The following is a 21,196-nucleotide window of genomic DNA, read 5'->3' as shown; positions in this document are numbered from 1 at the left end:
TTCTTGCATCTTACAACGGGCCGGAAATGCCCTGCTTACGAATAATCAGGAAGTGCGCAGCCATCAAGCCCATCAATGCCCCCGGCAAGAAGAAGACGTGAATAGCAAAGAAACGCGTCAATGTTTGAGCCCCTACGATTTCGGAGTGGCCTGCCAGCAGCGTTTTGACCTGTTTGCCGATCAACGGCGTCTGCTCCGCAATCTGCAAGCCTACCTTTGTCGCAAACAGCGCTTTCATATCCCATGGCAGCAGGTATCCTGTAAAGCCAAGACCGAGCATGACGAAGAAAATAAGCACGCCCACGATCCAGTTCAGCTCGCGCGGCTTCTTATATGCTCCCTGGAAGAATACACGAAGCGTATGCAAGAACATCATGACGATGACAAGACTTGCGCCCCAGTGGTGCATGCCGCGTACAATTTGGCCGTACGCCACGTCATTTTGCAAATAGTACACAGATTCCCAGGCATTCTTGATATCGGGTACATAGTACATTGTCAAGAACATGCCGGACAAGATTTGAATGACTGTAACAAAGAATGTCAATCCGCCAAAGCAATACACAAATGCTGAGAAATGGTGGGCCGGGTTAACGTGCTCAGGCACCTCATGGTCAGCGATATCGCGCCACAACGGCGTAATATCCAACCGCTCGTCGACCCAATCATAAATTTTGTTCAACATCTATTAAGCACCTCCATGCGGCTTTGCCTTGCCAAGATACAGCGTGCCGTCCTTCACCTGCGACTGGTACACATCAAGCGGCGCCAATGGCGGTGTGCCTTTGATGTTAATGCCGTCCTTGTCGTAGCGCCCTCCATGGCACGGGCAATAGAATTGGTTTGGATGCGCCTTGTCACCACCCCAGTTGACTGTGCATCCCAAGTGCTTACAAACAGGCGAAAGCGCTATAATGTCTCCGCTTTCATGTTTAAATACCCAAGCTGACTTTGTCTCTTCGGATTTATACCACCCGTCTACTACCTTTACCTTAAAGTCAAAGCGCTTCGGTTCATTTGTGATGTCCTTGACTTGCGTCACGGCCACCATATCAGTTCCTGCTTCCTTTTTCAAAACAGGATCCAGCGCAAAACGCGCCATTGGCATGATAATGCCTGCCGCCATGAATCCGCCCACACCTGTCAAGGTATAGTTCAGAAACTGGCGTCTTGATACCCGATGTTCTTTCTCGCTCATGAAACATTTCCCCCCTCTATACAGAGTTGTACCCCTTTAGGATAACATTAGTAATAATAGAAAAACTAGGACACTATCATGATATAATAACAAAATGCATTGGTCAATATCATACTTCTCATAATCATACAAACTATCATTTTATTCTGTCTTTTCCCACTTTTTCGTAAGAATTGTCATCATTTCACGAATTTGCGAGTGGATGACTTCCCGTTTCGCCTTGCTGTCGAGCTGTTCAATCGGCAGTGCCGGCAGCCAGAACAGCGTCCCTTTTGGCAGATCGGCTTCCTTCCAGCTATAATCGCTTGTTACATACACCACATGGCGCATCCCGCTCTCCAGCAGGTGGTCAGTCCAATCCCGCAGACGCTGCTGCTCGGCTTCCGCATGGACAGTCATATAGGAGAATTCCGGCAAGCGCAGCAATCTGCCGCGATACTCATGCTCCAGTTCTCTTGTCAGTACAGAAATATACTCCCCCTTCTGTACTATGCTCTGGACGTCTGCCCCGAGCGATACCGGAATAAGCGGAACCACAGCCGTGTCCACATATTCCCTCGCTTGTTCATACAACTGTATATCTTTCACAATCCAATCCATCCAAATCCCCCATCCTGCATCAGGTGCGGGCATGCACCCGAGATATTGCAATATTCCCTCTTTTATTAAACCATACAGCCGCAGGAAAAAAAAAGAAAAACCCCTGCTTGGCAGGGGTTTTCTTTCACAGCCGCGACATAAATTTGTCAAAAATAAGACAAGGTGCCATTTCCTACAATTGCTTTAACTGCTTGGTCAGCTGTGCGAAGGCACCGCGGTCATCCTTATCCAGCGCTTCATCAATCAGACGCATGAGGCGGTCACGACGAAAGTTATAAATACTCTCCTCCAGGAAACGCTCTGCAAGCAGACGGTCTTTTTCGTTGACTTCCATATTCTTTGGCAAGAATGGATTGTCCTCCAGCACCGCTACGTAATTTGCATTTTGAAAAGAAGATTTGAAGTTCAGCTGGATGTAGATATCTTCATCCCGGTTCAATCGGATATCATGAAAGGACTTCTCTGCATCGGTCGTCATCACATTCTGTTTGTAAAAATGGAACGGAGCATCCTTGACGCAGCTTGCAGACATCACCAGGCCGCGCGGGCAATACTTGGCATGTTCAACGAAATGTACCTTTTTCATCAATTGATCGTGACTCATCAAGTAATTTAAAATCCATACACACTCACGCTGCTTAAGCTGGTAGTTGCTTAAAAACCACTTCACAAAATCCTTCTTCTCATTTACAGAAACAGGAGTATTCATCGCGCCGGCTCCCTCCTCTGTCCTACTTTTCTTTTTTTATAACATTCAAGAAGCTCTGTCGAATTTCCTTCCGGTTTACCCGAAATCCTCTAAATTATATAGCAGTTCCTCAATGTGTGTTTGTGTCGGGTCCAGCTGCAGGAGCTGCGTAAAGACTTCTCTTGCTTGCGCGCGCAGCCCTTCCTCAAGCAAAAAGCGCCCGTACTCCTCCAAGAAGACTGCATCCGTCTTAAAAGAAGTATATGCATCCTCATAATGTTTTAATGCCTCTGAGTACTGCTCCAGCTCTCTTTTCGCATGAGCAAGCTCCCATATCAGCTGCGGGTCCGCTTCTCCATGTTCCGCAGCATATCCGACAAGTTCCACAACGCGCTCATAATCCGCGTCTTCCTTCAGCAGATGGATATATTGCAGCAGCGCCTCCAAATGGGACGGATCAAGAGCGAGCGCCTCCTGCAGCGCCTGCTGAGCCTCCGCCGTCTCTCCCGCTTTGGCAGCGGCTTCCGCAAAGCGGACATGAAGGTCAGCGGACATTTTATCCTGCTCCAGAGCCAGCTTCCACGTTGCATAGCTTTCCTGCTTCATCCCTTCCTGGTCATAGCACTCTGCCAAGTACACATAGGCGGCGGACATTTCATCCTGCTCCAGCACCTTTTGAAACACCGGAATGGCACGCTGATACTGCTGCGCCTGGTAGAGTGTGAAGCCGTAGCCGAATACGGAATGGAGATTCTCCTGCTCCTGCAGCCCCGCTTCATAGTATGGAATTGCCTCTTCCCAGCTGCCAAGCGCGCTCAGACACTCTGCGAGGCGCAAGGAGAGGTTTACCCCGCCCATCTCATCGTGCTCGTCCAGCAGCGCCTTATAATACGGCACCGCCTTCGCATCATCACCGCGGCTGCTGTAGAGCTCCGCCAGCCCGAAGGAGACAATCGGTTCATCCGGAAGAAGACGCTGCGCCTGCAATAGCTTCTTCTCCGCCACTTCTTCCAATCCCTGCATTTGGTATAAATCAGCCAACAGCAACAGGGTGCGGACGTATCCTTCCTCATCCTCCGCCACCTCGCTCAGCAGGTCAATTGCCTCATCTTCCCGGTCATCGTCCACATACAGCTCTGCCAGCAGCAGCCGAAACTCAATCTCATCGGGATACAGAGTGTGCAAGTCTTCCATGATGCGCAGCGCCCGCTCCACGAGCCCGAGCCTTTGATAATAATAAGCCACATAGTATTTCTCTTCGTCTGTGCCGGCCTGCTCGCGCTCCTCCAGCAGCTCAAGCCCCTTCTCTACTTCACCTTGTTCTATGTATTGAACAGCTTGTTCTAATTGGTTCATGCCGCTTAACTCCTTTTCGTCAATTCAAAAAAATATGTGCCGGAACGGCGCCTGAAAGCCGGTTCCGCTTTTCTTTGTATCCAGCTGCAGCAGCCAGGGAAGCTCCGCGGACTGCTTCCGCCTTTCTTTGTGTATGCCTATTGTACGCAGGATTGGCATGAGAAGGCAAGCCGGGAGATACTGAGACTTTTAATTCGATACATGAAATTTTACAGCAATAACCAAAATGGCTCCGTGTCCGGCACGGAGCCATTTTGGTTATTGCTGTAAACGCTGCAATTCTGCAAAGAAGGTAGGATACGATACGGCTGCCGCCTCACTGTTCTCAATGAGCATTTCCCCATCTGCGAGGCACGCTGCTATACCGAGCATCATGCCGATCCGATGGTCGCCGTGGCTGCTCACTGACGCCCCACGCAGCGGTGTCCGGCCATGAATGATCATGCCGTCCGGCGTCGCTTCAATATGCGCGCCAAGCTTTTTCAGTTCATCCACCACTGTATCAATCCGGTTTGTTTCCTTCACCTTGAGCTCTGCCGCATCCTTAATCACCGTCGTTCCCTCTGCCTGCGCAGCTGCCAGAGCCAAAATCGGGATTTCATCGATTAGACGCGGAATTACGTCTCCGCCGATTTCCACCCCGCGCAGCGAAGAGTATTCCACCGTTACATCGCCATACGGTTCGAAATCTTCATTTTGGACATTTTCAATTGTAATGCTGGCACCCATCTGCTGCAGCACTTCCAGGATGCCGGTACGTGTAGGATTCAAGCCAACCTTTTGCAGCTTGATGCGGCTGTTTGGCACAACTGCGCCAGCCACCAGGAAAAAGGCCGCTGAAGAAATGTCGCCCGGCACCTCGATATGGGTGGCATGCAGCTGTTGGCCGCCTTGCACAGAAACTGTCATACCATCAACCTGCACCTCACAGCCGAATGCCCGCAGCATACGCTCCGTATGGTCGCGCGACTTTTCCGGCTCTGTTACAGCCGTGACGCCGTCCCCTTGAAGACCGGCAAGCAGCACAGCGGATTTCACCTGGGCACTGGCAACGGGGGATACATAGTGCATACCCTTTACATTGCCGCCGCGAATGCTGATTGGCGTATACTGGCCGCCCTCACGCCCATCAATCTGCGCGCCCATTTGCTTGAGCGGCACCGTGACACGCTTCATCGGCCGCTTGGCGATGGATTTGTCGCCGATCAGACAGCTGTGAAAGGGTGTATTGGCCAATACACCGAGCATCAGGCGGATCGTTGTGCCGGAATTTCCGACATCCAGGACCTCGTCCGGCTCCTGCAGGCCATGCAGGCCTGTACCCTGTACTTCCACATAATCGCCTTCTTGGCGGATTTCCACCCCGAGTTTACGGAAGCAAGAAATGGTGCTTAAACAATCCTCGCCCGGCAAAAAACCCGAAATGGTCGTTGTTCCCTCTGCAATCGCCCCGAACATGACGGCGCGATGCGAAATGGATTTGTCGCCCGGTACACGAATGGTACCGCGCAGCCCGTTTTCAGCACGCGTCAGCTTCATTATTCAATCTCCCTACATCGTAATGTATGTTTCATAGCTATGCTGCTCCAGGCAGCGCTTTGCCTGCAGGCGGTCTTCCTCTGTCTGGAAGCTCAGGCGCAGGACTCCGAACACATCCTCACGCGCCTCAATGATCCGGATATTGGTAATGCTGATATTTTCCTTCGCCAATAGCGTGGTGATGTGGGAAATAACCCCGGCGCGGTCCAGCACATCCACATACAAGTCGTAAAAGGACGGGATGGCTCCCTTTGTCCGGATTGGCAGCGAATCTCGAAACTGCTTCGCTCCGTGGAAATAGCCGTACAATTCATCCGGGCTTCCCTCAGCCACGAGGCGGCGCACCTCTTGCATTTCCTCCATCCAGTCATCCAGCAGCTCCAACAAATTGCCCTGGTTGTGTGATACAATGTCCCGCCACATAAGCGGGCTGCTTGAAGCAATGCGGGTGATGTCGCGGAATCCCCCGGCGGCCAGTCCCGTCAACAGCTCATGCTGCTGCGAATAGCCGTGCATGTGCCGGACGAGGCTCGCAGCAATCAGATGCGGGAAGTGGCTCACCACACCTGTCAGGAAGTCATGCTGCGCCGCATCCATAACCAAAAAGCGCGCTTTTGTCCCCTTCAGCCAATCCTGCAGCTGCCCCACCCGTTCCGGCGCTGTGTACGGCGCAGGCGTCAGAATATAGAAGGCATTCTCAAACAGATGTGCCTTGGCGCTGCCTGCCCCTGTTTTATGCGAGCCCGCCATGGGGTGCCCTCCAATAAAGGTCGCTCCTTGCTCCGCCAAACCGGCAGCAGCTTCCATAATTTGCGATTTCGTGCTTCCCACGTCCGTAATAATCACATGCTCCTTCAACGTGCAACCCGCGAACCGCCGCAGCAATGCTTCCGTCTCTTGGACAGGCGCAGCCAGCAAAATGAAATCCGCCAGCTGCGCAGCCTCCTCCAAGGGTACTTCATTTTCATCAATGATCCCCAGAGACTTCGCCAATCCGCAATGCTCCTCATTCACATCGTGTCCAATAATATGGACATCATGCTCCTGCCGGATTGCCAGCGCGACGGAGCATCCGATCAGCCCTGTGCCGACAAGCAGGACAGTGCGTTTCACAAAGCCGTCTCCTTTGTCTCCTGCACAACCTGCTCCAGCACTGCAATAATTTCCTCATTTTCTTCTTTGGATCCAACTGTAATACGGATGCCTTCAGGCAGACCGAGACCACCGCCCGAACGAACAATGTATCCTTTTTGCAGCAGCTGCTGGAATACTTCATCCCCCGGCTTGCCGACTTCCATAAAAATGAAGTTTCCTTGAGAAGGATAGTACTTCAGGCCGTGCTTTTCACAGAAATCATAGTATTGCTGCAAGCCTTCCTGGTTCGCTGCCACGCAGTTCTGCAGGAACTGCTGATCCTCAAGTGCTGCGAGAGCCGCCACCTGTGCTGCCGCTGACGTGTTGAACGGCAAACGCGCAACCTCAAGCTGCCCGATCAAATCTGCATGGGCAACAGCATATCCCATACGAAGCGCCGCGATGCCGTATGCTTTGGAGAAGGTACGCATCACCATCAGATTTTCATAGTCCGGCAGAAGCTCAAGCGCACTTGCATAGTCCGGCGCGGATGCGTATTCAAAGTACGCTTCATCTACGATGACAAGCGTTGTCTTCGGAACGCGTGCCGCAAAGGATTGTACTTCCTCCTTGCTTACATACGTTCCTGTCGGATTATTTGGATTGCAAATCCAGGCAATTCTCGTATTCTCGTCAACCTGTGCCAGCATAGCTTCCAAGTCATGCACGCCATCCTTCAATGGCACTTCACGGAGCTCTGCATTTTCAATGATGGCATGGTGGCGGTACTGTGAGAAGGTTGGCTTCGCCATGACAACATTTGTCCCTTTCTCCAGAAGCGCACGGCTCACCATTTGGATTACCTCATCCAAACCGCTGCCAAACAACAGCTGCTCCGGCTGTACGCCAAGGTGGCCCGCTGTTTTCTGTCTCAGCGCGTAAGCCGCGCCGTCGGGATACAATGCCAGCTTGCCCGGCAGCTCTGCCAATGCTTCGCCTACCTTTGGCGAACTGCCAAACGGGTTTTCATTGGACGCCAGCTTCACAATTTTCGTCAAGCCGTATTGGCGCTTCACCTCATCAATTGTTTTCCCCGGGGAATATGCTTTTAAAGTGGAAAGCTGCTTTTTTACAATCATGATTCTTCTCCTCGCCTCGATGGTCTAATGTGTCTGTAAATCTGGTCTCAGCTGAATGGCTTTCTCTAAATATACATGATGAACCTCATGCTGCTCAAGGTCTGTGGCAACAGTCATCATCACACGCAGACATTTTTCCAAAGCGCCGGAAACATCCATTTCCTGCATGCACATGATCGGTACATGCATGCAGTCCTCGATGTTCCGTAATGCCGCTGCCGGGAAGCAGGCGTTCAGGTCAGAAGTGGCGGAAATCAGAATAGATGCAATATGCGCCGGCTTCACCCCGTTCCGCTCCATCATGTCGCGCAGGAGATGCTCTGCAGCCGCAAGCATTTGCTCCCTGTCATTCTCTTCCACTGTAATCGCTCCGCGAATTGCCCGTATCATCGCAACCCCTCCTGCTCTTGAAATTGTCGCAGCACCTGTACAATCAGCTCATCAGAAACCGACATCGTTTCCACACGGCCGATTTCCGGCATCAGCACCATATGCACGGTGCCGCCCGCCGCCTTTTTATCCTTCTTCATCAGTTGCAGCAGCTCTGCGGCATCGAGGGCCGGACATGGCGGATAGCCGTAGGAGAAAAACCAATCCGACAGCTCCTGATAGCCGAGACTTTTTCCGTACACCGTCTCGCTCAGCAAAATCGCAAAGCGCATGCCGGCTGCGACTGCATCGCCATGAGTCAGCTTGCCGTAGCCACAAGCTGTTTCCAAGGCATGCCCGAGTGTGTGGCCAAAGTTCAAATAGGCGCGGATGCCTGTTTCATGCTCATCCTCCGCCACCACCGCAGCCTTTACACCAATGGCACGCTTCAAGGCTGTCTGCAGCACTTCCCCCTGCAGGTCAGACAATATGCGCACCTGATCCCGCAGCCATGTATAAAAGTCAGCGTCCCAAATCAGCGCATGCTTCATCATTTCCGCATAGCCGGAGCGCAGCTCTTTTTCCGGCAGCGTGCGCAGAAACGGGGTATGATACAACACCGCCTCCGGCTGATGAAACGCTCCGATCATATTTTTCCCGAGGGGATGATTGATGGCCACCTTGCCGCCGACGGCACTGTCATGGGCAAGCAATGTTGTCGGCAGCTGGATGAAGCGGATGCCGCGCATGTAAGTCGCTGCCACAAAACCGGCCAGGTCGCCGACCATGCCGCCGCCAAACGCGATAATGACAGAGCGCCGGTCCAACCCGGCTTCCAGTGCGCTTGTCTGGGCCGCATAGTAGTTGGCAAAGGATTTCTCCTGTTCGCCGCTTGGAACTACATGGACATGCGCCTCCTGCTGCAGAGATTCCTGTACCTGCTCCAAAAACAGTCCGGCCACCGTCTCATCACAAATAATCAGCACCTTGGAGACAGCCGGCTTCAGAGCGGCAAGCACAGAGGAAAGCTCTGTCAGAACAGCTTCTCCCAAATACAGCGGGTAACGTTTGGACGTCGTTTCAATATGTACAACTTCCATCAAAATTCCCTCGCATAGTCACGATGGCGCGCCACATTTTCCTGCAGCAGCCCCAGTCTGTCAGAACCAAACTGCTCCAGAACCGCATTGGCCAGCTCCCAGGCAACAACTGCCTCCGCCACTACACTCGCGGCAGGCACCGCGCAGCTGTCGGAACGTTCAATGCTTGCCTGAAATGCTTCCTTCGTCTCAATATCCACACTTTGAAGCGGCTTGTACAGCGTCGGAATCGGCTTCATCACACCACGAACAACGATTGGCATGCCGGTGGTCATGCCGCCTTCCAATCCGCCGGCATTGTTTGTACGGCGCGTATAGCCTTCCTGTTCACTCCAAACAATTTCATCATGAACAGAGCTCCCAGGCTTATGGGCTGCCTCAAACCCAATCCCAATCTCCACCCCTTTAAAGGCGTTGATGCTCATGACCGCTGCCGCCAGCTTGGCATCCAGCTTCCGGTCGTAATGCACGTAGCTGCCCACGCCGACAGGCATGCCTTCCACAACCACTTCCACGATGCCGCCGATGGAATCACCGTTCTTCTTTGCTTCATCTATGGCATTCATCATTTGCAAGGCAGCTTCCTCATCCAGGCATCGAACTGGTGATTCCTCTGTTACACGCTGCAGCTCTTCAATGGAGGAATAGGAAGCGGGGCGCGCTTCTATGCCGCCGATGGCCGTAACATGTCCGGCCACCTGAATGCCAAGCTCAGCCAAAATACGTTTGGCAACTGCTCCGGCAGCCACACGCACTGTTGTTTCCCGTGCGGAGGAGCGTTCCAGTACATTCCGCATGTCACGGTGCCCATACTTGATGGCCCCATTCAAATCGGCATGGCCCGGGCGCGGACGGGAGATCTGGCGTTTTACCTCCGCCGCGTCTTCCTCTGTCAATGGTGCAGCCCCCATAATTTTTGTCCAATGGGTAAAGTCACGGTTTTCCACTGCCAGGGCAATCGGAGAACCCAATGTATAGCCATGACGCACACCTGATGTAATCTGCGCTTCATCTTTCTCAATCTGCATCCGCCGGCCGCGGCCATGGCCCTTTTGCCTGCGTGCCAGCTCTCTGTTAATTTGCTCAGCCGTGAGCGGCAGCCCGGCCGGCACACCCTCAAGAATGACTGTCAACTGCGGACCATGTGATTCTCCTGCTGTCAAATACCGCATACGAAACCCTCCCTATTCATTGTTTATGTATCAATATAACACATCCCCGCAACACTTCGTACCTAGATGCATAAAAAAAAGCATGAGACGACAACTGTCGCCCCATGCCAGCAATTAAAGCGTTTTCAAGATTAATAAACCCACTCGTTAATCAGCTTGCTGTAAGCCGCAATTTCTTCTTCTGTGAAGAAGATCGCGATTTCGCGCTCTGCACTTTCAGGAGAATCGGAGCCGTGGATGATATTCTTGCCCACTGTTACACCGAAATCGCCGCGAATTGTCCCTGGAAGCGCTTCCTTCGGATTCGTCTTGCCCATCATTTGGCGCGCTGTCGCGATCACGCCTTCGCCCTGCCAAACCATGGCAAATACAGGAGCGGACGTAATGAAGTCCACGAGTTCGCCGAAGAACGGACGCTCTGCATGTTCAGCATAATGCTTTTCAGCAGTTTCCTTGGACACCTGCATCAGCTTTGCGCCAACAAGCTGATATCCCTTGTTTTCAAAGCGGGACACGATCTCGCCGATCAGGCCGCGCTGTACGCCGTCAGGCTTTACCATTAAGTATGTTTTTTCCATAAGAATCTCTCCACTTCCTTTAGAATATGTATGGTAGTTACCCAATAAGAATAGTACCACTACTTTTCCAATTTCGCAACTGTTCGGAAATGGAGGAATTCTCATACAATTTGTGATTGTCCGGAAAATAATCAGAATTTCCGTTTTCCAATGTATTTCGCAATGTTTTGCAGCGAGGATTTCGCTTGGCCGCGCGGCAGCGGCTCAATGGCAGCCAAAGCCTTTTGCAAATACCGCTCACTGAACGCAAAAGCCTGCTCAATCGCATCACTCTGCTTAATCCGGGAAATGATGGCTTGCATGGCTGTGCGATTTGTACCCTCATGCACCTGAATAATCAGCTCCCGCAATTCCGGTTGCTCCATGGCATATAACACCGGCAGGGTAATGTTGCCCTGCAGCAAGTCACCGCCGGCAGGCTTCCCGAGCGCCTCCTCGTTTGAAACGAAATCTAAAATGTCATCGATAATTTGATAGGACATGCCGACAAAATAGCCGAACCAAAACAGCCGGTTGACTGTATCCCGATCCGCCCCGGACGCAATTGCTCCGAGCTGGCAGCTGGCGGCAATCAGCAATGCGGTCTTGCGTTTAATGCGGCGCAAATAGGCACGCAGATTTTGGTTAAAATCGTATTTATCTCGAATTTGTTCAATTTCTCCCTTGCACAATTCCACCATGGTCTTGGATAATGCCTGATGTGCTTCCGGACTCTGAATATTCGTGATGCATTCAAGCGACTTGGCAAACAAATAGTCCCCTGTATACATCGCCACGCGGTCTCCCCACTTGGCGTTTATTGTGGGCTTTCCCCGCCGCAGCGGCGCCGCATCAATTACATCATCGTGAATGAGTGAGGCCATATGAATCAGCTCGAGCGCCGTCGCCACATGCTTGATGGCATCGAGCTTATAGTTGCCGAACTTGGCGGCCAGCAGCACGAAAGCGGGCCTGATGCGTTTTCCGCCCGCCTGCAGAAGCTGTGCAGATGCCTCCTGCAGAAGCGGCTGTTCGGAGGTTATAACCTGCTTCAGCTCCTTCTCAATCTTCTCGATATCGGGCCGTAAAAAAGAATACATAAGTTGTAGCTTCATATCATTCACCTTTGAACGCTTGTTTTTCTCGTCACTGCTTCGGCTTATATCCAAGATGCATGGCAGCCACGCCGAATGTGAACGGCTTCACCTTCACATGCTCAAGTCCGGCACGCTCAAACATCCGAGCCAGCTCCTGCATGCCAGGAAACGTGCTTGCAGACTCCTGCAGCCAGGAGTATTCCTGATAGCTTTTGGCAAACAGCTTGCCGACCAACGGCATGATATATCGGAAATAGAGAAGGTATCCCTGTCTGATGACCGGCAAAGTCGGCTGTGAGGTTTCCAGACAAACCACCTGGCCGCCCGGCTTGACGACACGCGCCATTTCGCGCAGCACCTGCATATAATCCGGAACATTGCGCAGGCCAAAGCCAATGGTTACATAATCAAACGAGTTGTCGGGAAACGGAAGCTGCATGGCATTTCCGTGAATGAGCTCCACCTGGTCCATATGAAGTGCCTTCAGCTTCTGTTCACCGACAGACAGCATGTTCTGGCTGAAGTCCAGGCCATACACCTTTCCTTGCGAACCGACAGATTCGGCCAGCGCAATCGTCCAATCGCATGTGCCACAGCATACATCCAAGGCGGTTTCGCCCCGTTGTACGTTCATCACCTTCATCGTGCTTTTGCGCCATGCCTTATGGCGCTGAAAGCTGATAATCGAATTCATCACATCGTATTTGCCATAAATCTTCTCAAATACGTCGTGCACTCTCTGTTCCTTCGATTGCTGCATGTTTTACCCTTCTTCCACTACAATTTCATTAACAAGTTCTCCAGCAGCCTGGCCGCCAGCTCCGAATCCGGATGCGCCGCGGCCCATTGCTGCAGCTTTTCCTGCTCCTGGCGCAGGTGCGCCTCGTACAGTGAGAACGGATTTTTTTCCGGCTCAGCATGCAAAAAGGCCCTAAATACAGGAGACTCCTCGCCGCGCTGGTAGCACTGATACTCCCGCTGCAGCCGGGTCATTTTCAGAAACGATGATACGAACGGCTTCCAGACAGGAACATTGAAATGTTCACATGTTTTTTGCAGCAAAGCCGATTCAACGACAGCCACATTGCCAAGCAGCGTCCGCAGGTCGCTTCCCCCCTGCTGATGCAGGACAATCTTCCCCTCATTTACTTCTTCAATCCCTTTTGCCAACACCCGGATTAAGGAGATATCGCTTTTTTGCGCCAACAAGTAGTAATACAGTCCGCTGTAGTAATCTCCCGCAAGCGCTGTCAGCTGGCGGTACTTATGCGACCTGCCGCCTTCCTCTGTCCCTTTATTTGAAACCTTTTCATGAGTATCAAGAGCGATTTGCACAAGCATGATGGTCACGGCGTAATGCTGCAGGGCTGCTGCCGGCAGACGGGCACTTTTTAAAATGGAATATAGCAGGAGCAGCTTCTCGTCATCTACGAACGGCTCATCAATATATTGCATCAAATACGGATGCCGCAATCGGTTGTACAGCTGCTCCTTGATTGCTGTAACATCTTCATAGATGTGCTTCACACTCATCACCCTTGTTCTTGAAGTATCCTCGCGTTTATTCATGGAACTTATTATAACATACAGAAATAGTTTTCCTACAAGAAAAGCGGAAAAATGCGCTTTTTCAACAAATCCCCCCATCGTACAAGGGGATATCTTTATTCTTGCACAGAAGCCCGATAGCAAACCATTTGTTTACAGCATCCTCCCAGTTCTGCACTGTGCCCCTGCGGAAGAATCGGCTCCGGCACACAAAGCACTTCCTGCTCTTTGTGCCGGAGCCGATTCTGCAATCCGGACCGGGCATCCCCCGGAAACATAACATGTTCTCATCCTTTTAAAAAAAGAAAAGCAGTGGTCTGCTTTTCTTTTAGTTGGTCTTGATTAGGGACAATACCTCCGCGCGTGCCGCCGCGTCCGTTGCCAGTACACCGCGTACAGCGGATGTCACCGTACGGGCTCCCGGCTTCTTGATGCCTCTCATCGTCATGCACATATGCTCCGCTTCCACCACAACCATGACGCCGTGCGGCTCCAGCACCTCCATCAGCGATTCCGCCACAGTAGAAGTGATGCGCTCCTGCAGCTGCGGTCTGCGCGCCACTGTATCAACCGTACGAGCCAGCTTGCTGAGTCCTGTTACCTTGCCGCCCTTTGGTATATAAGCGACATGCGCCACCCCGTAGAACGGAACCAGGTGATGCTCGCACATGGAGTAAAACGGAATATCCTTAACAAGAACCAATTCTTCATGGTCTTCGCCAAATACTTTATGCAGATGCTCTTTCGGATCCTCATGCAGACCGGAGAATACCTCCGCATACATTTTTGCCACACGCTTCGGTGTTTCCAGTACGCCTTCCCGATTCGGGTCATCTCCAATTGCTTCCAGAATGAGGCGCACAGCCTGCTCAATTTGTTCTAAATTTACTTTTGCCATCCGGTCAAGATCCTCCTACAAAAATTGTACTAAACTTATACAGACACATTCTAGCACAGCGCCCTTCCGAAAAGCAAAGCAGAGCACTTGCCGTTCCCATCTTTTTCATGGAAGAACATCCGGACAGAGACACCAACCGCTCTCCCGTGCATCTCTGCGCCTGCCGGCAAAACAAAGAGTGCTTTTTTCCCTCTTTCACAGAAAAAGAGACCCCTTATAAAAGGGGCCTCCCGTGCATACGGAATGTGTTATTGCACTATGTATGAAAACTGGACGTTCATTCCGGTTCAAATGCAAACTCTTACGCTTCCTGCACCGCATCCTTCAAAGCTTTGCCCGGTTTGAATGCCGGAACCTTGCTTGCTGCGATTTCGATTTCTTCGCCAGTCTGAGGATTGCGTCCTTTGCGAGCAGCACGTTCACGAACTTCAAAGTTGCCGAAGCCGATCAGCTGTACCTTGTCACCGCTTTTCAGAGCATCCAGGATTGCGTCGAAAACAGCATCAACTGCTTTCGTTGCATCCTTCTTGGAAAGCTCGCTCGCTTCTGCAACTGCATTAATTAGATCTGTCTTATTCATGCCATTCACCTCCTCCCAAAGGGACCAATGTATCAAAGTGCATCTTATCTTCATTTGTAGGCAAATTCATCGTATTTTATACAACCAAGATGCAGATAATTCGTTGTCATGGCTTATATTATACGATTCTTTTCTATAATTCAATATTTTTCATGAAAATGTCGGCAAGAAAGCACGAAAAATGCTGTCGCGCCTGCATTCAGGGCGGACAGAAGAACAGCGGGCCCGGCATGCGGACAGAAGAAAACCCCCGCTGCGCGGGGGTTCTCTCCTTACAGGATGATGGCAATCAGGCCGCCGGATCCTTCGTTAATAATGCGTTCAAGCGTTTCCTTCAGCTTGTAGCGGGCGTTTTCCGGCATGAGCGACAGCTTTGCCTGGATGCCTTCCCGAACAATGGAGCTGAGCGACCGGCCGAAGATATCGGAGTTCCAGATGGAGAGCGGGTCGTCCTCGAAGTCCTGCATGAGATAGCGGACAAGCTCCTCACTTTGCTTCTCGGTGCCGATAATCGGCTCAAAGGTGGACTCCACATCTACCTTAATCATATGGATCGACGGAGCAACAGCCTTCAGCTTCACGCCAAAACGGGAACCATGGCGAATAATTTCCGGCTCATCCAGGCTCATATCCGCTAATGCCGGTGCAGCAATGCCGTACCCGGTCTGCTTTACCATCCGCAGCGCATCTGCCACTTGATCATACTCCACTTTGGCATGAGCAAAATCCAGCATAAGCTTCAGAAGGTGGTCCTTGCCGCGGATTTCCACACCGACGACCTCTTTCAGAATTTGGTCATACAGCTCATCCGGCGCATACAGGTCAATCTCCGCCACGCCCTGCCCCATATCAATGCCGGCGAGGCTGGCCCGGTCGATGAAATCGTATTGGCTGAACTGCCAAACCACCCGGTCCACATCACGCAGACGCTTAATATCCTTCACTGTCTCCTGCACAGCCTCCTGGTAGCTCTGGCGCAGCCAGTGGTTCTCATTCAGCACCATGACCCAGCTTGGCAGGTTCACGTTCACTTCCAGCACAGGGAACTCATACAATGCTTCCCGCAGCACGTTGTACACATCACCGTCGCGCATGCCTTCCACGCTCATGGCCAGAACCGGGATGTCGTACTGCTCAATCAGCCGCTGGCGCAGCTGCTCTGTATCCGGATGATATGGCTGTACCGTGTTGATGATCATAATGAACGGCTTGCCGACTTCCTTCAATTCATTGACGACACGCTCTTCCGCATCCAGGTAGTCGCGGCGCGGAATTTCCCCAATCGTGCCGTCTGTTGTAATGACCACGCCGATGGTGGAATGCTCTTGAATGACCTTGCGCGTGCCAATTTCCGCCGCTTCATGGAATGGAATCGGTTCGTCGTACCACGGTGTGCTGATCATGCGCGGACCGTTTTCATCCTCGTAGCCCTTGGCGCCCGGAACCGTATAGCCGACACAATCCACCAGGCGGATGTTCACATGCAGCCCCTCATCGACATGAATGGAAACAGCCTGATTTGGAACAAACTTCGGCTCCGTTGTCATAATCGTGCGTCCGGCTGCGCTCTGCGGCAGCTCATCCTGTGCCCGCTGGCGTTCTGCCTCGTTGTCAATGTTCGGAATTACAACGAGCTCCATAAACTTTTTAATAAATGTAGATTTCCCGGTCCGGACCGCTCCGACGACACCTAAGTAAATGTCGCCTCCTGTCCGCTCCGCAATATCTTTAAAAATATCGACCTTTTCCAAGAGATCCCCTCCCTGAGAGTTGTTGGGAATAATATACGAGCATTCTAGAAGCCAGGACAGTATATAAGTATGATGTTGTCCTAATCTCCTATGCCTATTTTCAGAAAAAATCTTCCCCCGCCCTGTAGTGTGCACAGAAGGAAAAACCCTTCTTGTAGAACTTATTCTTTTGCAGAAGTGTTCATGACTTGGGGGGAAAGAAAAACCCTTTTCTTTTTTAGCCGGGAAGGAACGTGTGCAAGGATACAGCCGAAACAGTCAGAAATGCAAACAGCAGCCGGTAGATTCGGCTGCTTAGGGTTACCCAATTATTGTGCCATGAAGACAGGCTCGCCATTTTTGACAGTGTATGGCAAGGAGTAGGCTGGAACGAATGGCGCATCCTTCAGCAGAAGCGGACGGATATCCTTGCCTTCCTTCGCTTCATTGCTGTATTTCTTGACAGCCTGATAGAGGTCCACGCGGTAATCAATATAAATTTCCGCTTTGCCGTCGATTACGAGCGGCAAATTTTCGCCGGAATACGGGCTGACGGCATGCGGCTCCTCTTGATAGCCGAGTTCCTTGTAATTCAGCGTATAGACTCCTGCGGCCAGCTCTTTCTCAAACGGCGGGTACTGATTTTTATCGCGGTACATTTGAATGCGCAGCTTGAGGTCCCGTATGACTTCAGTCACCCGCAAATCAATCAGCTTGACTGTCGGATTTGTTTCCGGGTCCACCAGCACATACTGATAGATGCCGCCGCTCTCAAAAGCATTTCCCGGCGGCTCCGCCATATAGTGCGGCGCCAGCTTCGTAAAGTCCACCAGATATTTTTGGTATATCGGCGTATCCATTTCCTTTGTTTTAATCGGGAGCAGCCCTCCGTTTGCTTCCCGGAATTGATTTACCGCACTTTGGACGGCCTGCAGCTGGTCCTTATACGGCACACTGTTCTGTGCAATCTTGCTGTCCGGATACATACAGCCCGACAACAAACTGACCAGCAGTACACAACATATCATTATCCATTTCTTCATCTGCATCTTCTCCGCCGCTTAGTTTGTTGGACCGCTGAACACAAGGTAAAACATGACAAGTCCGGACGTAATCATCAGTACATAAGCCACAACAGCCGTAATTCCTTTCAAGAACACATTCCGCAATCTATAACGGCTGAGCATAATAAACAAAATGGAGACAGCCATGGCTCCCATCGCCCCAAACGACAGCCACATTTTCAGCATGGACAGGCTCATACATACACCCCTTCTATGTAGTCAATATTGCAAAAGTTCGTACATTACTATTTTAGCAAATTATAAGCCCGACACAACAAAAAGAATCTGAGATATCCAGAAAAGCGGAAGCAGTCCGATTGGCCATCCGAAGGGAACGGTTCCAGCCATATAAAAAACGAAGCGGAGGGGCTTCCCGCTTCGTTTGACCAAACCTATCCACATTGACTGTGCGGTTTATTACGTAAGTATCATATGCACATTCCAGAACCAAAGGTGCTCCTATTGCCTCTATTTTTTAAATAATTTGCCCAAGGAAGAGAAATCAGACGGCATATTATTGTTGATGATGGCCTTCACAATTTGGTCTTCCTTTTCCTTCGGCACAGGCTTGCCGGCCAAAGCCGCCACTTGCCCGATTAATTGGCGCAGCACCTGCTCATCCTTCAGGTTGGCATTTTGCACAGAGGAAGCCAGCTTGAAAATATCTTCCTTATTCACCTTTGTTGTTTTTTCCACATTATCAAAGAAATTATTAGAGCTCACGTATTCCACCCTCTCCTTCAGTCTCCCTTTCATCGTATGCACAAGAAGGAAATTGGTGAAACGCCCATCAAGAAAAGCGCAACCGGCTCGTTCAGCTCACCGAAGGGAGGTTCCGACCCCTAAAAGGCGCTCTTTGCCTTTTACGGGGGCGGGTTCTCCCTGGCAGTGAGCTAGCCGGTGGAGCTGGACAACAAAAAAAGCGCAACCGGCTCGCCCGGCTCACCAAAGGGAGGTTCTGATACCTAACAGGATCTTTTTCTCTTGTATGATGGCAGGTTTCCAGTACCCGCAACTGGACACAGATGAGCGGAAGCAGCCCCAAAACAAAAGGACCGACTCCATAGAGTCGGCCCCGATATTCACAACAGGTCCGGAACAGCTTCCACCTCATGCGTACGGACACGCCCCATCAAAGAGTCCACCGCCTCCTTGACATCCGCTCCGTCAAACAACACTCCGTGCAACGCTGCAGTAATAGGCATTTCCACATCCAGCACCTGCGCCAGCTGATGGGCTGCCTTTGTTGTACGAACCCCTTCCACAACCATGCCCATATTGGACAGCACCTCGTCAAGTGACTGGCCTTTGCCAAGCATGTTGCCGGCACGCCAGTTGCGGCTGTGTACACTTGTGCAGGTTACAATCAAGTCGCCCATTCCCGTCAAGCCGGCGAAAGTCAGAGGATGGGCTCCCATTTTACGGCCAAGCCGGGCAATTTCCGCAAGCCCGCGGGTCATGAGCGCCGCTTTTGCATTATCGCCAAAGCCCAAGCCTGCTGTCATGCCTGCCGCCAGGGCAATAATATTTTTCAAGGCGCCGCCAAGCTCCACGCCAATGATATCGGGGTTTGTGTAAACCCGGAAATACTGGTTGATGAACAAGTCCTGCACTTCTTCAGCCGCCTGCATGTTCTTGGAGGCAGAGGTGACCGTTGTCGGCTGGCGCAGCGCCACCTCTTCCGCGTGGCTGGGACCGGATAACACGACAATGTCCTGCACAAGCGGAGCCGGCATTTCTTCTTCGATCATTTCTGAAATGCGCTTCAGTGTATCCGGCTCAATGCCCTTGCTCGCATGAATCAAGGTCACGGGATGTGTAACCAGTTCCCGCATTTCACGCAGAATGTCCCGGTACGCCTTTGTCGGCACCACCAACAAAATATTCTGCACGCCTTCAAGCGCCTGCTGCAAGGAGGTATAGCCCGTAATGCTTTCCGGCAATCGCACACCCGGGAGATACCGGTTATTCGTATGAGCTTCATTCATTTCCTGAATTTGCTCAGCCCGGTTCCCCCAAATGCGGACCTTGTGCCCATTATCCGCCAGCACCATTGACAGCGCTGTCCCCCAGCTTCCGGCTCCCACTACCGCAATTGTTGCCATTGGTATCCCGCCCTCTCCGTTAATCTCTTTCTCGGCCAATAATCTTAATCGGCGTTCCGGTAAATTCAAACGCATCGCGAATCCGGTTTTCAATGAAACGCGCATATGAGAAATGGAACAGCTCTGTATCATTTACAAACACAACAAACGTCGGCGGCTTCACCGCTACCTGTGTTACATAATACAGCTTCAACCGCTTGCCGTTGTGCGTCGGCGCCGGGTTCCGGGCAACCGCATCGGCAATTACATCGTTCAGTACATTTGTCTGCACGCGCAGGGAATGGCTTTCACTCGCCGCATTGATCATAGGCAGCAGCGTATGAATGCGCTTCTTCGTTTTCGCCGACAGGAATACAATCGGTGCGTAATCGAGGAACAAGAAGTGTGCCCGAATTTTCTCCTCGAACTCCTTCATCGTTTTTTCATCCTTTTCTACCGCATCCCATTTGTTTACAACAATCACGACCGCACGTCCCGCCTCATGGGCATAGCCGGCAATGTGCTTATCCTGTTCAATAATGCCTTCCTCGCCGTCTATCACGACAAGCACGACATCGGAGCGCTCGATCGCCCGCAGTGCACGCAGTACACTATACTTTTCGGTGGTTTCGTACACTTTTCCTTTCTTGCGCATGCCCGCTGTGTCAATAATGACGTATTCTTGTCCATCTTTTGTATACGGAGTATCGACTGCGTCCCGCGTCGTGCCCGCCACGTTGCTGACAATTACGCGCTCCTCCCCCAGCAAAGCATTGACAAGAGAAGACTTGCCGACATTTGGACGTCCGATCAAACAAAACTTAATGACATCTTCATCATAATCGCCGGCATCGTGTTCAGGGAAATGCTTGGCCACTTCATCCAGCAGATCACCGAGACCGAGGCCGTGCGAGCCGGAAATCGGGAACGGCTCCCCGAAGCCAAGCGTATAGAAATCATAAATATCCGCACGCATGTCCGGGTTGTCAATCTTGTTGACTGCCAGAACGACCGGCTTTTTCGTCTTGTATAAGATTTTCGCCACTTCTTCATCTGCCGCTGTAACGCCTTCCCGTCCGTTTGTCAGGAAAATAATCACATCCGCTTCGTCAATTGCCACTTCGGCCTGCTGGCGAATTTGCGTCAAAAACGGTTCGTCCCCAATATCAATTCCGCCTGTATCAATAATATTAAAATCATGTGTCAACCAGTCCGCCGAGCTGTAAATACGGTCCCGGGTCACTCCAGGGATATCCTCTACAATAGAGATGCGTTCTCCGACGATTCTATTAAAGATTGTAGACTTGCCGACATTCGGACGGCCTACAATCGCTACTGTTGGCTTTGCCATTTCTTTCACCCTTCCTTGTATGGCTTACTATGTAAAAAGCCCTTCTTGAGGC

The 21,196-nt window shown here is 51.5% G+C and carries 23 protein-coding genes; all 23 read right to left on the bottom strand.

The window, feature by feature from the left end; translation table 11 throughout:
* Positions 1 to 10 precede the first annotated feature (10 nt).
* On the bottom strand, positions 11 to 685 hold the full coding sequence (gene qcrB, locus NK662_RS09470; RefSeq protein WP_254758683.1) for a menaquinol-cytochrome c reductase cytochrome b subunit: 675 nt from the start codon (positions 683 to 685) through the stop codon (positions 11 to 13).
* 3 nt (positions 686 to 688) lie between these two features.
* Entirely contained in the window at positions 689 to 1,198 is a 510-nt protein-coding gene (locus tag NK662_RS09465; RefSeq protein WP_254758682.1) for a QcrA and Rieske domain-containing protein, read from the bottom strand.
* Positions 1,199 to 1,339: 141 nt separating this feature from the next.
* The gene (locus NK662_RS09460) at positions 1,340 to 1,798 is read right to left on the bottom strand and encodes a YpiF family protein (RefSeq protein WP_254758681.1); all 459 of its coding nucleotides are present in this window, start codon (positions 1,796 to 1,798) and stop codon (positions 1,340 to 1,342) included.
* Between the two features lie 172 nt (positions 1,799 to 1,970).
* Positions 1,971 to 2,507 (bottom strand): ReoY family proteolytic degradation factor, encoded by a 537-nt coding sequence (locus NK662_RS09455; RefSeq protein ID WP_254758680.1) that lies wholly within the window; start codon positions 2,505 to 2,507, stop codon positions 1,971 to 1,973.
* A 75-nt stretch (positions 2,508 to 2,582) separates the two neighbouring features.
* Positions 2,583 to 3,842 (bottom strand): tetratricopeptide repeat protein, encoded by a 1,260-nt coding sequence (locus NK662_RS09450; protein ID WP_254758679.1) that lies wholly within the window; start codon positions 3,840 to 3,842, stop codon positions 2,583 to 2,585.
* A gap of 258 nt (positions 3,843 to 4,100) precedes the next feature.
* Positions 4,101 to 5,381, bottom strand: a complete 1,281-nt coding sequence (gene aroA / locus NK662_RS09445) for a 3-phosphoshikimate 1-carboxyvinyltransferase (protein ID WP_254758678.1) — start codon at positions 5,379 to 5,381, stop codon at positions 4,101 to 4,103.
* Between the two features lie 12 nt (positions 5,382 to 5,393).
* Entirely contained in the window at positions 5,394 to 6,494 is a 1,101-nt protein-coding gene (locus NK662_RS09440; RefSeq protein ID WP_254758677.1) for a prephenate dehydrogenase, read from the bottom strand.
* Positions 6,491 to 7,594, bottom strand: coding sequence for a histidinol-phosphate transaminase (hisC, locus tag NK662_RS09435; RefSeq protein WP_254758676.1), 1,104 nt, complete (start codon positions 7,592 to 7,594; stop codon positions 6,491 to 6,493). The genes NK662_RS09440 and hisC overlap by 4 nt, the downstream gene beginning before the upstream one ends.
* A 24-nt stretch (positions 7,595 to 7,618) precedes the next feature.
* Entirely contained in the window at positions 7,619 to 7,984 is a 366-nt protein-coding gene (gene aroH, locus NK662_RS09430; protein WP_254758675.1) for a chorismate mutase, read from the bottom strand.
* Positions 7,981 to 9,063, bottom strand: a complete 1,083-nt coding sequence (gene aroB, locus NK662_RS09425) for a 3-dehydroquinate synthase (RefSeq protein ID WP_254758674.1) — start codon at positions 9,061 to 9,063, stop codon at positions 7,981 to 7,983. The genes aroH and aroB overlap by 4 nt, the downstream gene beginning before the upstream one ends.
* Positions 9,063 to 10,235, bottom strand: a complete 1,173-nt coding sequence (gene aroC, locus NK662_RS09420; RefSeq protein ID WP_254758673.1) for a chorismate synthase — start codon at positions 10,233 to 10,235, stop codon at positions 9,063 to 9,065. Before aroC ends, aroB begins: the two co-directional genes overlap by 1 nt.
* A gap of 131 nt (positions 10,236 to 10,366) precedes the next feature.
* Positions 10,367 to 10,813, bottom strand: a complete 447-nt coding sequence (gene ndk / locus NK662_RS09415) for a nucleoside-diphosphate kinase (protein WP_254758672.1) — start codon at positions 10,811 to 10,813, stop codon at positions 10,367 to 10,369.
* 131 nt (positions 10,814 to 10,944) lie between these two features.
* The gene (gene hepT, locus NK662_RS09410) at positions 10,945 to 11,907 is read right to left on the bottom strand and encodes a heptaprenyl diphosphate synthase component II (protein ID WP_254758671.1); all 963 of its coding nucleotides are present in this window, start codon (positions 11,905 to 11,907) and stop codon (positions 10,945 to 10,947) included.
* Between the two features lie 31 nt (positions 11,908 to 11,938).
* On the bottom strand, positions 11,939 to 12,649 hold the full coding sequence (locus NK662_RS09405; protein ID WP_254758670.1) for a demethylmenaquinone methyltransferase: 711 nt from the start codon (positions 12,647 to 12,649) through the stop codon (positions 11,939 to 11,941).
* A gap of 17 nt (positions 12,650 to 12,666) precedes the next feature.
* A complete protein-coding gene (locus tag NK662_RS09400) occupies positions 12,667 to 13,416 on the bottom strand; it encodes a heptaprenyl diphosphate synthase component 1 (RefSeq protein WP_254758669.1) in 750 nt (249 codons plus the stop codon).
* Positions 13,417 to 13,765: 349 nt separating this feature from the next.
* The gene (gene folE, locus NK662_RS09395) at positions 13,766 to 14,335 is read right to left on the bottom strand and encodes a GTP cyclohydrolase I FolE (RefSeq protein WP_254758668.1); all 570 of its coding nucleotides are present in this window, start codon (positions 14,333 to 14,335) and stop codon (positions 13,766 to 13,768) included.
* Between the two features lie 301 nt (positions 14,336 to 14,636).
* Positions 14,637 to 14,915: an HU family DNA-binding protein gene (locus tag NK662_RS09390; protein ID WP_254758667.1), complete on the bottom strand. Its 279-nt coding sequence runs from the start codon at positions 14,913 to 14,915 to the stop codon at positions 14,637 to 14,639.
* A gap of 272 nt (positions 14,916 to 15,187) precedes the next feature.
* The gene (gene spoIVA / locus NK662_RS09385; protein WP_254758666.1) at positions 15,188 to 16,666 is read right to left on the bottom strand and encodes a stage IV sporulation protein A; all 1,479 of its coding nucleotides are present in this window, start codon (positions 16,664 to 16,666) and stop codon (positions 15,188 to 15,190) included.
* A gap of 308 nt (positions 16,667 to 16,974) precedes the next feature.
* Positions 16,975 to 17,688, bottom strand: coding sequence for a YphF family lipoprotein (locus tag NK662_RS09380; RefSeq protein ID WP_254758665.1), 714 nt, complete (start codon positions 17,686 to 17,688; stop codon positions 16,975 to 16,977).
* Positions 17,689 to 17,706: 18 nt separating this feature from the next.
* The gene (locus tag NK662_RS09375; RefSeq protein WP_254758664.1) at positions 17,707 to 17,907 is read right to left on the bottom strand and encodes a DUF2768 domain-containing protein; all 201 of its coding nucleotides are present in this window, start codon (positions 17,905 to 17,907) and stop codon (positions 17,707 to 17,709) included.
* Between the two features lie 270 nt (positions 17,908 to 18,177).
* On the bottom strand, positions 18,178 to 18,432 hold the full coding sequence (locus NK662_RS09370) for a stage VI sporulation protein F (RefSeq protein WP_438503608.1): 255 nt from the start codon (positions 18,430 to 18,432) through the stop codon (positions 18,178 to 18,180).
* A 359-nt stretch (positions 18,433 to 18,791) separates the two neighbouring features.
* Positions 18,792 to 19,814 carry an NAD(P)H-dependent glycerol-3-phosphate dehydrogenase gene (locus NK662_RS09365; RefSeq protein WP_254758662.1) on the bottom strand — a complete coding sequence of 341 codons (1,023 nt, stop codon included), beginning with the start codon at positions 19,812 to 19,814 and terminating at the stop codon, positions 18,792 to 18,794.
* A gap of 19 nt (positions 19,815 to 19,833) precedes the next feature.
* Positions 19,834 to 21,144, bottom strand: a complete 1,311-nt coding sequence (gene der, locus NK662_RS09360) for a ribosome biogenesis GTPase Der (RefSeq protein ID WP_254758661.1) — start codon at positions 21,142 to 21,144, stop codon at positions 19,834 to 19,836.
* Between the last annotated feature and the right edge of the window lie 52 nt (positions 21,145 to 21,196).

The organism is Ectobacillus ponti, from assembly GCF_024294785.1.
Lineage (GTDB): Bacteria > Bacillota > Bacilli > Bacillales > Bacillaceae_G > Ectobacillus > Ectobacillus ponti.
This window is presented reverse-complemented; position numbering and strand designations above follow the sequence as displayed.